A 12,224-nucleotide genomic window follows, 5' to 3' on the forward strand; every position below is an offset into this window, starting at 1 on the left:
CCAGACAGCCTAGACCGCGGCGGGGACCGGATCGACGACGAAATCCCTAAACCCCTTGCCGGGCCAGTGCGTTGCCGAGAATCCGCGCCCCTTCGGGAAAAGCGCCGGGGTTCGGGCCGGAGTAGTTGAGCCGCAGGTACACCCCGGGCGGCTCCGCGGGGAACCACTCGCTGCCCGGGTTCACCACCACCCCGGCCGCCTCGCAGTCGCGGGCCAGGCGCGGTGCGTCGGTGGCGTCGGGCAGCCGCACCCACAGGTTCAGCCCGCCCTGCGGCACGCCGTCCAGGCGCGCCGTCGGGACGTGTTCCCGCAGCGCCTCGACGAGCAGGTCGCGGCGCGCGGCCAGCTGGCGGCGCAGGCCCCGCAGATGCGTACGCCATCCGGGCTGCGTGACGACGTCGAGCGCGACCGCCTGCAGCAGCCCGCTCACGTACATCGACTCGCCCTGCGCGCTGGCCAGGATGCGTTCCCGGGCGGCGCCCCGCGCGACGATCCCGGCCACCCGCACCGCCGGGGACACGCTCTTCGTCAGCGAGCGCAGGTACACCACGTGCCCGCGGTCGTCGCGAGTGGCGAGCGGGACCACCTCCGCCGAGATCCCGAAGTCGTGCGCCCAGTCGTCCTCGATCAGGAACGCGCCGTGCTCGCGGACGACGCCGAGGACCCGGTCCCCCAGCTCCGGCGACCACCGGGCCCCGGTCGGGTTGGCGAAGTTCGGTTGCGCGTAGAACGCCCGCGCCCCGGTCCGGCGGAACGCGCAGTCCAGCTCGTCCGGATCCGGGCCGTGCGGCCCGCTGGGCACCGGCACCACCCGCACCCCGGCCTGCGCGGCGGCGAGGATCGCGCCCCAGTACGTCGGCGATTCCAGCACCAGCGGCGCCCCCGCCCCGACCAGCCCCCGGAACGCCGCGCTGAGCCCGCTCTGGCTCCCGGGGAACACGACCACGTCGCCCGGCGCCGCGCAGCCCAGCTCGGCGGCGAACCACGCCTGCAGCTCCGGCAACCCGGCGACCGGCGGCCGGCTGACCGCGGAACCGCCCCGGGCGGCACGGGTGAACGCGGCCCGCACCAGCCGTTCGGGCAGCAGCTCGCGGTCCGGGTAGCCCGAGTGCAGCGCGATCGCGTCGTTGGGCACCGAGCGCAACGCGGTCGACATCCGCGGCAGGCGGTGCGGCGGCGACCCGAGCGCCGCGGTCTGCCACCCGTAGTCGTTCGCGCGCGGCACCCGCACCGCCCGCACGAACGTCCCCACGCCGGGCCGGCTCTCCACCAGCCCGTGCGCGGTGAGCGTCCGCAACGCCTTCTGGACGGTCACCGGGCTCGCCGCGTACTCGGCGACCAGCGTCCGCGTGGACGGCAGCCGCGCACCCGGCTCGGCGGACGCGATCCACTCGCGGAGCCCGGCGACGATGCGGGAGCTGCTATCGTCAGACATGAGGCAGGATAGTAGCGCTACTCTCGCCGACCGTCCGGTGCTATCCCCCGCGCGGGCCGGTCTCGGCTGGGGTCTGCTCGGGGTCACGGCGTTCTCGTTCACCGTCCCGTTCACCCGGGTCGCCGTCGGCGCCATGTCGCCGCTGTTCATCGGCTGCGGCCGGGCCGTCGTCGCCGCCCTGCTCGCCGCCGGCGCGCTCGCGGTCACCCGGCAACGCCTGCCGCGGGGCGTGCAGTGGTTCCGCCTCGCGATCGTCGCCGCGGGCGTGGTCGTCGGGTTCCCCGTGCTGACCTCGTTCGCGCTGACCACCGCCTCGGCCAGCCACAGCGCCGTGGTGATCGCGCTGCTGCCCGCCGCGACCGCGGTGATCGCCGTGCTGCGCGGGCGGGAACGGCCACCGGTCCGGTTCTGGGTCACGGCGGCGGTCGGCGCCGTCGCCGCGGTCGGGTTCGCGTCCCTGCAGGGCGGTTTCGGCCGCCTGCACTGGTCCGACCTGCTCCTGCTCGGGGCGGTGCTCGCGGCCGGGATCGGTTACGCGGAGGGCGGTCTGCTGGCCCGCGAACTCGGCGCGTGGCAGACGATCTCGTGGGCGCTGGTCGCGTCCGCGCCGGTGATGATCGCCCTGACCGGGTTCGCGATGTGGCAGCACCCGCCGTCCGGCACCGCCGTGGACTGGGCCGCGTTCGCCTACCTCGGCGTGGTGAGCATGTTCCTCGGCTTCTTCGCGTGGTACCGGGGACTCGCGATCGGCCCGATGGCGCGGGTGAGCCAGATCCAGCTGGTCCAGCCGGTCCTGACCATCTGCTGGGCGGTGCTGTTCCTGCGGGAGGCGATCACCTGGCCCACCGCGCTCGGCGGCCTCGCGGTGATCGCGTGCGCCGGTCTCGCCGTGCGCACCAGGATGGTCAGGCGAGCGTGACCTCTTCCGGCCGCCGGTCCGGCCGCAGCCCCCGCCACGACGGCGCCCGCAACCGCCCGTCCGAGGTCCACTGCCGGAACTCCACCTCGCCCACCAGTTCCGGCTTCACCCAGTGCGCGTTGCGGGCGTACTCGCGGGGAACCGGGCTGTCGAACGGGCTGGTGCGGCGCGCGAGCGGGCGCAGGCGGGCCTGCAGATCGTCGAGCATGCGGTCGGTGAAGCCGGTGCCGACGTGCCCGGCGAAGCGCAGCCCGGTCTCGTCGTGCAACCCGAGCAGCAGCGCGCCGAACGTGCCCGACCGCCGCCCCTCGCCGGTGGTCCAGCCCGCGATCACCACCTCCTGCGTGCGGGTCAGCGGCGTCTTCACCCAGTCCGGCGACCGGACGCCGGGCTGGTAGGCCGAGCCGAGCCGCTTCGACACCAGCCCCTCCAGGCCGACCTCGCGGGCGGCGCGCAACAGCTCCGCACCCTCCACATCGGACGCCAGGAAATGCCGCCGCACCCGCACCTGCGGCCGGTCGATGCCCAGGCCCAGCAACCGGTCCCGGCGTTCCTCGTACGGCAGGCCGGTGCAGTCCCGCGTGCCTTCGCGGAGCAGGTCGAACGCGAAGAACACGACCGGCACCGAGGACAGCCGCGCGGGTGTCGGCGCGGACAGGTTCATCCGCTGTTGCAGGCGCCCGAAATCCGGCCTGCCGTCCTCGTCCAGCGCGACCACCTCGCCGTCGATCAGCAGCGTGCGGGTGTCCCGGCCGAGCACGGCCAGCTCCGGGTAGGTGGCGGTGACGTCACGCAGCCGCCGCGAGTAGAGCCGGACCTGTCCGCCGGACACCGCGGCCTGGCACCGCACCCCGTCGTACTTCCACTCGAACGCCCAGCCCTCGCTGTCCCGCACGGGTCCGGGAACGGCCAGCATGGGGGCGACGGGCTCGGGCAGCGGCATGTCCCCGATGCTGCGCCGGATCGGGTGCCGCCGCCAGTCGGTCACCCGAGCAGGCCACGCCGGTGCGCCAGGGACACCGCCTCGGCGCGGCTGCCCGCTCCCAGCTTCGCCATGACCCGCGACAGGTGCACGCTCGCGGTCTTCTCGCTGATGAACAACCGCTCGCCGACCTGGCGGTTGGTCAGCCCGTCCGCGACCAGTTCCAGCACAGCCCGTTCCCGCGGGGTCAGCACGTCGGTGGCGGGCGCGGCGGTCAGCCTGCCGCGCCGGGCCAGGTCCGCCACCGCCGACTCCAACGGCCGCGCACCCAGCTCGCCCGCGGCGTCCCGCACCAGCCGGACCTGCTCGGCCGCCGCGTCCCGCTCGCCGTGGGCCAGCAGCGCCGCGGCCCACCGCCATCGGGCGAGCAGCTGCCAGTACGGCAGGGGCGCGGCCTCCTCGACCGCGACCGCCCACGCGGCTGGCGCGTCCGCGCCGCGCAGGCGGTTCAGTTCCGCGGCGAGCCGCGCGGTCGGCGCGCGCGTGTCCGGGCTGCGTTCCTCCAGCCGGACCTGCATCGGCGACACCAGTTCGCCGCAGGCGGCCAGCTCCTCGCCCTGGCCGACCAGCTCGTCGGTGTCCGCGCCGCGGCGCCGGGCCTGCTCGGCGAGGTCGGCCAGCGCGGACACGCCGGTGACGACCGCCCACCGCATGTCGGCCAGGCTGGAGCGGGTGAGCGTGCTCAGCCGGTCGGTCACGGTGCGGATCTCCGCCACGGCGGTCGCCGGATCGCCCCGCCACTGCGCGGCTTCGGCCAGCGCGATCCCGAGCAGCACACCGGCCCGGGCGTCGTCGCGCTGGCCGGCCAGCCGCGCGGCGAGGTCCTCGACCTCGGCGAACCGCCCCTGCGCGACGAGGATCGGCGCGGAGTACGCCCCGATCCGGGCCCGCGCGAACCGCGGCGCGCCCGGCACCTCCGCGCGGTCCAGCGCGGTGTCCCAGTCGCCGAGCACGTACAGGTCGAACAGCTCGGCGGTGCGCCCGTCGACACCGACATCGCTCCAGCCGAGCCCGGTCCGCTCCGCGCGCTGCCACACCCGCGCCGCCATCCGCGCCGCCCCGCGCAGATCCCCGCTCACCAGCAGGTTGCAGGTGACGTTGTGCAGCGCCCGCAGCTCGACCCGGACCGCACCGATCTCGGCGGCCCGCTCCGCGGCGGCCAGGCCCAGACGCGTGGACAGCTCGATGTTGCCCTGCCAGTCCTCGAACGCGGCGAGCGTGACCATCCCGTCGGCCTCGACCTCCGGCGCCCCGGCCGCCCGCGCGTCGGCGATGGCCTGCTGGACGTGATCACGCAGCTCGTCGACGTCCACGTCCGGCACGCCCCACACCCAGGCGCGGGCCCGCAGCGCGAGCACCCGCGCGCGGACGACGCTGGCCGGGCGGTCGCGCACCAGCTCCCACGCCTCGGCGACGGCCTTGGACACCTCGCCGCGGTGCACGTCGAACGGGATCAACGCGATCGCCAGCTGGTGCCGGGTGTCGGCGGCCAGCTCGGGATCGTCCCGCAGGTCCGCCTCGGCCACCGCGGACCGGGCGTAGGTGACGGCCCGCTCCACCTCACCGGCCGCGGACGCCATCGCGGCCGCCGACCGCAGCAGCGCCAGCTGGTCCCGTCCGCAGATCCGCTCCGGCCCGTCCACCGCCTCCCACAGCTGCATCGCCTGTTCGAGGTGGTGCAGCGCGTCGCCCGGCGCGTCCATCCCGGCCGCCTGGTCCGCGGCGCGCACGGACGCGGCGAGCGCGGTCGGCAGGTCGTGGCTGCGGAAGCTGTGGTGCGCCAGCGCGGCCGCGGTGCCGTTCTCCCCGGCCAGGCGGGCGAACGCGGCGTGCAGCCGTACCCGTTCCCCGGGCAGCAGGTCGTCGTAGACCGCTTCGCGCAGCAGCGCGTGCCGGAACGCGTACCCGTCCTCCGCGGCGACGAGGACGTTGTGCAGCACGGCCTCGCGCAACGCGCTCTCCAGCGTGTCCTCGTCCAGGCCGCACACCGTGCGCAGGCTGGCGTGCGCGACGAGCTGCGCCGCGCCGGAGACCGCGCGGACCACGCGCTGCGCCTCCGGGCTGAGCCGTTCGACGCGGGCCAGCAGCAGTTCGGCCAGCCCGTCCGGCAGGGTCGCGCCGCGGCGCACGGCGGCGGTCAGCTCCTCGCAGAAGAACGGGTTGCCCTCGGAGCGTTCGGCGACGGTGTGCACGGTGGTGTCCGGCAACGCGCCCTCGGCGAGCGCGGACACGAAGGCGACCGTGTCGGCGGCGCCGAGCGGGGCCAGTTCGATCCGGGCCACCGCGGGCAGCCGGGACACCTCGGCCAGCAGCGGGCGCAGCGGGTGACGGCGGTGCAGGTCGTCGGTGCGGTAGGTGGCCACCACCAGCAGCCGCTGGGTGTCCAGCCGGGACAGCAGGAACAACACGAGGTCGCGGGTGGAGGCGTCAGCCCAGTGCAGGTCCTCCAGCGCGAGCAGCACCGGGCCGCGGGCGGCGAGGTCCACCAGCACCGCGTGCACCGCGTCGAACAGCCGCAGCCGCTCCATGGTCTGGTCGGCCCGTTCCGGCGGGGTCAGGCCGGGCAGCAGGCGGCCGAGCACGGGCCACCGCTTCGCGGCCTCCCGCTGCGCGCCCAGCGCCTCGGCGAAGGGCAGGTACGGCAACCCGGCCTCGCCGACGTCGAGGCACCGGCCGGACAGCACCGTCACCCCGTCGGCGCCGGCGACCAGTTCGCCGAGCAGGCGGGACTTGCCGACCCCGGCGTCACCGGCCAGCAGGACCGCACCCGCCCGCCCCTCGCGGGCGCGGCGCAGCGCGGCACGCAGGGTGTCCAGCTCGGGTTCGCGGCCGATCAGCGGAATCCCGGTGGCGAGGCGAGGCACGCCTCATGATCCCACGGGCACTCTCAGCGCGCGGGCCGTTCGTCGGCGAGAGCGGCGACCGAGTCGGCCAGCCCGAACCGGTCGCGCACCCGGCACAGGAAGTCCGGTTCGTCGAGGCGGATCAGCCGCGCCCGCCGGCTCGCCGCCTGCACGGTGATCCAGTCGCCCGGCTCCAGCACGCCCCGCAGCTGCCCGTCGACGCTCACCGCGGCCTCCCCGGAGTGCTCCAGCACCCGGATGCCGACCCGCTGGTGCGGCGCCAGCACCACACTGCGGTTGAAGACCATGTGCGGCGCGACCGGGGTGAACACCAGCGCGTCCAGGCCGGGCGAGACGATCGGGCCACCCGCGGAGAAGCTGTAGGCGGTGGACCCGGTCGAGGACGCCACGACGAACGCGTCGGTCGAGTAGACGGCGAACTGCCGCCCGTCGACGTAGACCGCGAGGCTCGCCTGCCGGTCGCGGGCCAGTTTCTCCACCACGATGTCGTTGAGTCCCAGCACGTCGAGCTGGATGCCGTCGCCGTCGGACGGGGCCCGGCGGGTGGTCGGCGGCGGCAGCGCCGGGCCGCGCCCGTAGCGCAGCATGGGCTCGATGACCTTCGGGATGCTCAGCGGCCGGGACGCGCACATGGTCAGCGTCATCCGCGAGTCCTCCTGGAAGGCGCCGTCGTTCACGGCGTCCAGCGCGGCCACCACGTCCTCGGTGGCGACCTCGGTGAGGAACCCGACGCGGCCCACGTTCACACCGAGCACCAGCGACTCGACCGGCGCGGCGACCCGCACCCCGCGCAGGAAGGTGCCGTCCCCGCCGACGGTCACGATCAGGTCCGGGTTGCCCGCCCGCTCGGCCTCTTCCTTCGCGTGCCGCCGGTGGCCGTCGAAGTCGTCCCACACGTCGATGTCGGTGCACGGGATGCCACGGGCGGCCGCCCAGGCGCGGACCTCACCGGCGGTGCGCCGCGCGGCCTCCTTGCCGCCGTGCACGACCAGCCCGATCCGGGAAACGGAAGCCATGTCCCTCCTCGCGACCGGAGGCACTCGGAATCCGGCCTCCTCGGTACCCAAGCTAGTCCCGGCGCGTCAGGACGCGAGCGGCTCGGCGCCTTCGGGCACCGCCACGAGCGCCGGTTTGGGCAGTTCGGCGCAGCTCACCCGCAGTTCGGCCGGCCGCGGGGTCGCCCAGGTGCCCAGCATCAGGAAGGTGACGGACTCGCCAGGGCCGAGGTCGAGCGCGTCGGGCAGCCGCCGGGTGAGGGTGCGGTCGTAGCGGTCGCCGAAGTCGACCCGGACGCCGGTCGCGAGGACGGGGCCGGTGTTGGTGAGGCGGTACCACTGCTGCGGCTGGGCGTCGAGGCGGAACGCGGGCACCGGGCCGGCACCGCGCCGCGGCCGGGCCGACCGGCGGCCGAACCAGAACGCCGTCGCCACGGCCACGACCAGCACGGCCACCTCGATCATCAATCGCACAACGCAGTGATCGTCCGTTCGGGGCACCGCGCTACCCGCGGTGATCGAACCGTGATGTGACATCCCCGATCATCAACGTCCCGTCCACCACGCATTCGGGCAGCGGTCACCCGGCCTGCTTAGCGTGTGCGCGCCTTCTCCCCGAACCCCCGAAAAGGTGACGCATGTCCGACCTCTCCCCCACGCGCCGTCAAGTCCTGATCGCCGGTGGCGCCGCGCTCGGCGCGGCCGCCTTCTCCGGCTGGGGCACCGCCTCCGCCAGCCCCGTCCGCGACCCGTTCACCCTCGGCGTCGCCTCGGGCGACCCGCTGCCCGACGGCGTGGTGCTGTGGACCCGGCTCGCGCCCGAGCCACTGGCCGCGGACGGCCTCGGCGGGATGCCGTCGAAGGTCGTGCCCGTGCAGTGGCAGGTGGCCGCGGACGAGCGGTTCCGGCACGTGGTGCGCGCCGGCGCCGAGATCGCTCGGCCGGAGTCCGCGCACACCGTGCACGCCGAGGTGTCCGGCCTGCGGCCCGGCGCCGAGTACTTCTACCGCTTCCGCGTCGGCAACGAGATCAGCCCGGTGGGCCGCACCAAGACGGCATCACGGCCGGGCGCGCGGCTGGACAAGTTCTCGTTCGCGTTCGCCAGCTGCCAGAACTACCCGGACGGCTTCTACACCGCGCACGCCCACCTGGCGCAGGAGGACCTGGACCTGGTGGCGTTCCTCGGCGACTACATCTACGAGGGCAACGGCCAGGGCAGCATCGGCCGCGGCCACACCCCGGTGGCGGAGACGTTCACCCTGGCCGACTACCGCGTCCGGCTGGCCCAGTACAAGGGCGACGCGGACCTGCAGGCCGCGCACGCCGCGTTCCCGTGGGCGGTCGTGTTCGACGACCACGAGGTGGAGAACAACTGGGCCGGCGACATCTCCCAGCCGGACACCGAGCCCGATCAGGACCCGGCCGTGTTCCGGCAGCGGCGGGCGCAGGCGTTCCAGGCGTACTGGGAGCACATGCCGCTGCGCCGCGCCCAGCACCCGACCGGGCCGGACATCCGCATCTTCCGCCGTCTCACCTTCGGCGACCTGGTGGACGTGCACCTGCTGGACACCCGCCAGTACCGCGACGACCAGGTCGCCGGCGACGCGCGGCTGGACCCGTCGCGCACGATCCTGGGCGCACAGCAGAAGGAGTGGCTGCTGCGCAACCTGTCCGGCCCCACCGCGCGGTGGAACGTGCTGGCGCAGCAGGTGTTCTTCTCCCAGCGCGACTTCACCTCCGGCACGGCGGACTCGTTCAGCGACGACGCCTGGGACAACTACTACGTCGAACGGAACCTGGTGCGCTCGCGGCTGGCCCAGGCGAGCAACCCGGTGGTCATCACCGGCGACGTGCACGCGAACTACGTGGCCGACGTGAAGGCCGACTTCGAGGACCCGGCGTCGCCGACGGTGGCGACCGAGCTGGTGGGCACGTCGATCACCTCGGGCGGGGACGGGACCGACCAGAACCCCGGTGACCGCGTGCAGCTGGCGGAGAACCCGCACATCAAGTTCATCAACCGCAAGCGGGGCTACGTGCGCAACACGATCACGCGGGAGTCGTGGACCGCCGACTACCGGATCGTGGACTACGTGACCCGGCCGGGCTCGCCCGTCCGGACGCGGGCCAGCTTCGCCATCGAAGCCGGCCGCGCGGGGGCGCAGCAGGGCTGATCCGGGGTCCTCACCCGCCGGTCTCGCGCAGCCGGCGGGTGAGGAACTCCCGCTCGGCCGCGTTCTCCGTCCGCCCCAGGGCTTCCTCGTAGGCGCGCGCCGCTTCCTCCCGCCGGTCCAGCCGGCGCAGCAGATCCGCCCGGATCGCGTGGCACAGGTAGTACTCCGCCAGGTCGAGCTCCTCGACGAGGGCCAGCCCGGCCGCGGGACCGTCGACCTCGGCCACCGCGACCGCCCGGTGCAGCGCGGCCACCGGGGAGGGCGCGACCACCAGCAGCTGGTCGTACAGCGCGACGACCTGCCGCCAGTCGGTGTCCGCGGCGGTCGGCGCATCGCTGTGCACGGCGTTGATCGCGGCCTGGATCTGGTACGGCCCGGGCTGCCCGCGGCGCAGGCACCGCCGCACCAGCTGCTGCCCCTCGGCGATCAGCGCCCGGTCCCACCGGCTCCGGTCCTGGTCGGCCAGCAGCACCAGCTCGCCGCCCGGCCCGGTGCGGGCGGCGCGGCGCGACTCGGTAAGCAGCATCAACGCGAGCAGCCCCAGCACCTCGGGCTCGTCCGGCATCAGCCCGGCGAGCACCCGCGCCAGCCGGATCGCCTCGGCGCACAGGCCTTCGCGCCGGGCGGTGTAGCCCTCGTTGAACACCAGGTACAGCACCGCGAGCACGGCCCGCAGACGGTCCGGCAGGTCCGTCTCGTCCGGCACCCGGTACGGGATGCGCGCGGCGCGGATCTTGCCCTTCGCGCGCACGATCCGCTGCGCCATCGTCTTCTCCGGCACCAGGAACGCGCGCGCGATCTCAGCCGTCGTCAGGCCACCCAGCAACCGCAGGGTGAGCGCGACCCGCGCGGCCGGGGCGAGCGCCGGGTGGCAGCACGTGAAGATCAGCCGCAGCCGTTCGTCGGGCACGGCACCCTCCTCCACCGGCTCGTCGCGCGCGTGCAGCAGGGCCGCGTGGGCCTGCCGGTCGTCGCGGGTGGCCTCGCGCCGCAACCGGTCGATGGCGCGGTTGCGGGCGGTGGTGATGATCCAGCCCGCCGGGCTGGGCGGCACGCCCTCCTCCGGCCAGCGCTGGACCGCGGTGGTGAACGCGTCCTGGACCGCTTCTTCGGCGATGTCGATGTCCCCGAAAACGCGGACCAGGACGGCCACCGCGCGCCCGTACTCCGCGCGGAAGACGCGGGCGATCTCGCCGGTCAACCGCAGGACCCGTCGACCAGCGGCCGGACCTCGATGGGCAGTGTGGTCGCCGCCGTGAGCTTGCGGCCCCACTCCAGCGCCTCGTCCAGGTGGGCGGCCTGGATGACGGTGAACCCGCCGACGTGCTCCTTGCCCTCCAGGTACGGCCCGTCGGTGACGAGCACGTCGTCGCCCTGGGCGCGCACGACGGTCGCGGTGGACGGCGGGTGCAGGCCGGCGTTGAACACCCAGGCGCCCGCGGCCCGCAGCTCCTCCTGGAACGCCGCCACGTCCTCCATGATCGGCTCCAGGATCTCCGGCGCGGGCGGCTCGCCGTCGGGCTGGTAGATCGTGAGCAGGTAGTGCGTCATGGTCCCTCCTCGGGGTCGGTGTCACCCTCTACACGAACGGCGTCCCGGCGGATCGACACCCGGCCGAAAACACTTTGACGCACACCCGGTCCGGGGACGACAGTGGAGCGCACCGAAACTCCACGCGACGCCCGCCCGTTCCGGCGCGCCCGGCTCCACACCGCGCGCCCGGCCCGGTCGCCGAGGCGCGCGTGCGCGGGCCCGCTATCGAACGGGCCGCCCCCGGCCGGCGCGGACCGAAGCCGTGCCGGCCGGGGTGATCACCGGCGCCACCGCCTTCAGGGTCCGCAGGATCGGCGCGGTTTCCAGGTGCGTGATGGCGGGCAGCGCGAGCCGGGTCGTCAGGTAGCGGTGCAGCGCGGCGGTGTCCGCGCACAACGCGTTCGCCAGCAGGTTGGTCCGCCCGGTCGTGGCGGCGACGACGGCCAGTTCCGCGTGCCCGGCCAGTTCCGTCGCGACCGCGTCCAGGTGCGCCGGCGGCACGGACATCCACAGCAACGCCGAAGCCGTGATGCCGAGCAGCGCGTCGTCGATCTCGACGTCGAAGAACAACGCGCCGCGCGCGCGGAGGTCCTCGACCCGCCGCGCCACGGTCGATGCGGACCAGCCGGTCGCCGACGCCAGATCGGTGTAGCTGGCGCGGCCGTCCTGCGCGAGCGCGGCCAGCAGCGTCCAGTCCGCCTCCCCGAGATCGACCGGTTCGCCGGACGGCGCCGGACGGCTCAGTTCCCGTTGCTGCGCGGGTGTCAGCGCGTCGAGGTGACCACGCCACGCGGTGGGCCCGCCGAGGTAGGTGTGCAGCAGGTAGTGGGCCGAGACCGACGTGACGCTCGCGGCGCGCGGGATGTCGCGCAGCAGCAGGGAGTTCCCCGCGCCCGGTTCGGCCCGGACGATCGCGACGATCTCCGTCCCGCCCGAGGTGAGCCGCACCCACGCCGTGTCGGTCCGCCGCGCGAGGGCGTGCGCGATGTCGTGCGCCGTGCTGGGCGCCGCGGTGAGGCGGACGATCCACTGCTGCCGGCGCGTCCCGGCGGCGTCCGGGAGGCCGGTCACGCGCAGCCCGGCTTCGCGCGCCAGCCGCTGGTGGCGCCGCACCACGGTCTGCGTCGACGTGCCCAGCACGGCGGCGATCTTCGTGAACGGCGCCCGCGCGTCGAGGTGGAGGGCGTGGAGCAGCCCGCGGTCGAGGTCGTCCAGCGCGGTCATATGCCGCACTGTAGCCCTTGCTGCGGAAGAATCCGGCAGATCTGGCCGAGCGAATGGAATTGCGATCGGTGGCCTTCCACCCTGTCGGCGACCGATCC

Annotated in this window: 10 protein-coding genes; 2 read left to right on the forward strand and 8 right to left on the reverse strand. The window is 74.7% G+C overall.

The window, feature by feature from the left end; all coding sequences use genetic code 11:
- Window positions 1-46 precede the first annotated feature (46 nt).
- Entirely contained in the window at window positions 47-1,435 is a 1,389-nt protein-coding gene (locus L1857_RS29130) for an aminotransferase-like domain-containing protein (RefSeq protein WP_249466887.1), read from the reverse strand.
- 37 nt (window positions 1,436-1,472) lie between these two features.
- On the opposite strand from L1857_RS29130, the gene L1857_RS29135 reads away from it, so the two are divergent.
- Window positions 1,473-2,354, forward strand: a complete 882-nt coding sequence (locus L1857_RS29135; protein WP_094004206.1) for a DMT family transporter — start codon at window positions 1,473-1,475, stop codon at window positions 2,352-2,354.
- Here L1857_RS29135 and ligD read toward each other — a convergent pair.
- The 4 genes from ligD to L1857_RS29155 form a co-directional block, all read right to left on the reverse strand.
- Entirely contained in the window at window positions 2,341-3,297 is a 957-nt protein-coding gene (ligD, locus tag L1857_RS29140; protein ID WP_205413387.1) for a non-homologous end-joining DNA ligase, read from the reverse strand. The two genes, L1857_RS29135 and ligD, sit on opposite strands and share 14 nt — an antisense overlap.
- Before the next feature lie 41 nt (window positions 3,298-3,338).
- Window positions 3,339-6,200, reverse strand: coding sequence for a helix-turn-helix transcriptional regulator (locus tag L1857_RS29145; protein ID WP_249466890.1), 2,862 nt, complete (start codon window positions 6,198-6,200; stop codon window positions 3,339-3,341).
- A 23-nt stretch (window positions 6,201-6,223) separates the two neighbouring features.
- Window positions 6,224-7,216 (reverse strand): NAD(+)/NADH kinase, encoded by a 993-nt coding sequence (locus L1857_RS29150; protein WP_116113963.1) that lies wholly within the window; start codon window positions 7,214-7,216, stop codon window positions 6,224-6,226.
- A gap of 66 nt (window positions 7,217-7,282) precedes the next feature.
- The gene (locus L1857_RS29155) at window positions 7,283-7,660 is read right to left on the reverse strand and encodes a hypothetical protein (protein WP_094004203.1); all 378 of its coding nucleotides are present in this window, start codon (window positions 7,658-7,660) and stop codon (window positions 7,283-7,285) included.
- A gap of 173 nt (window positions 7,661-7,833) precedes the next feature.
- Between L1857_RS29155 and L1857_RS29160 the strand changes: the two genes are divergently transcribed.
- Window positions 7,834-9,369, forward strand: coding sequence for an alkaline phosphatase D family protein (locus L1857_RS29160; protein WP_116113964.1), 1,536 nt, complete (start codon window positions 7,834-7,836; stop codon window positions 9,367-9,369).
- Window positions 9,370-9,379: 10 nt separating this feature from the next.
- Here L1857_RS29160 and L1857_RS29165 read toward each other — a convergent pair whose 3' ends face one another.
- The 3 genes from L1857_RS29165 to L1857_RS29175 all read right to left on the reverse strand — a co-directional run bounded on the left by L1857_RS29165 (window position 9,380) and on the right by L1857_RS29175 (window position 12,126).
- Window positions 9,380-10,570: an RNA polymerase sigma factor gene (locus tag L1857_RS29165; RefSeq protein WP_116113967.1), complete on the reverse strand. Its 1,191-nt coding sequence runs from the start codon at window positions 10,568-10,570 to the stop codon at window positions 9,380-9,382.
- Window positions 10,567-10,920, reverse strand: a complete 354-nt coding sequence (locus L1857_RS29170; RefSeq protein WP_116113969.1) for a YciI family protein — start codon at window positions 10,918-10,920, stop codon at window positions 10,567-10,569. Before L1857_RS29170 ends, L1857_RS29165 begins: the two co-directional genes overlap by 4 nt.
- A gap of 204 nt (window positions 10,921-11,124) precedes the next feature.
- Window positions 11,125-12,126: an Lrp/AsnC family transcriptional regulator gene (locus tag L1857_RS29175; RefSeq protein ID WP_116113972.1), complete on the reverse strand. Its 1,002-nt coding sequence runs from the start codon at window positions 12,124-12,126 to the stop codon at window positions 11,125-11,127.
- Between the last annotated feature and the right edge of the window lie 98 nt (window positions 12,127-12,224).

The organism is Amycolatopsis thermalba, from assembly GCF_023376025.1.
Lineage (GTDB): Bacteria > Actinomycetota > Actinomycetes > Mycobacteriales > Pseudonocardiaceae > Amycolatopsis_E > Amycolatopsis_E thermalba.

What these genes read in the sequence shown, in the direction of transcription:
- L1857_RS29130 (WP_249466887.1), bottom strand. Translation starts at nt 1,435, where the DNA reads ATGTCTGACGATAGCAGCTCCCGCATCGTCGCCGGGCTCCGCGAGTGG.
- ligD (WP_205413387.1), bottom strand. Translation starts at nt 3,297, where the DNA reads ATGCCGCTGCCCGAGCCCGTCGCCCCCATGCTGGCCGTTCCCGGACCC.
- L1857_RS29150 (WP_116113963.1), bottom strand. Translation starts at nt 7,216, where the DNA reads ATGGCTTCCGTTTCCCGGATCGGGCTGGTCGTGCACGGCGGCAAGGAG.
- L1857_RS29155 (WP_094004203.1), bottom strand. Translation starts at nt 7,660, where the DNA reads ATGATCGAGGTGGCCGTGCTGGTCGTGGCCGTGGCGACGGCGTTCTGG.
- L1857_RS29160 (WP_116113964.1), top strand. Translation starts at nt 7,834, where the DNA reads ATGTCCGACCTCTCCCCCACGCGCCGTCAAGTCCTGATCGCCGGTGGC.
- L1857_RS29170 (WP_116113969.1), bottom strand. Translation starts at nt 10,920, where the DNA reads ATGACGCACTACCTGCTCACGATCTACCAGCCCGACGGCGAGCCGCCC.
- L1857_RS29175 (WP_116113972.1), bottom strand. Translation starts at nt 12,126, where the DNA reads ATGACCGCGCTGGACGACCTCGACCGCGGGCTGCTCCACGCCCTCCAC.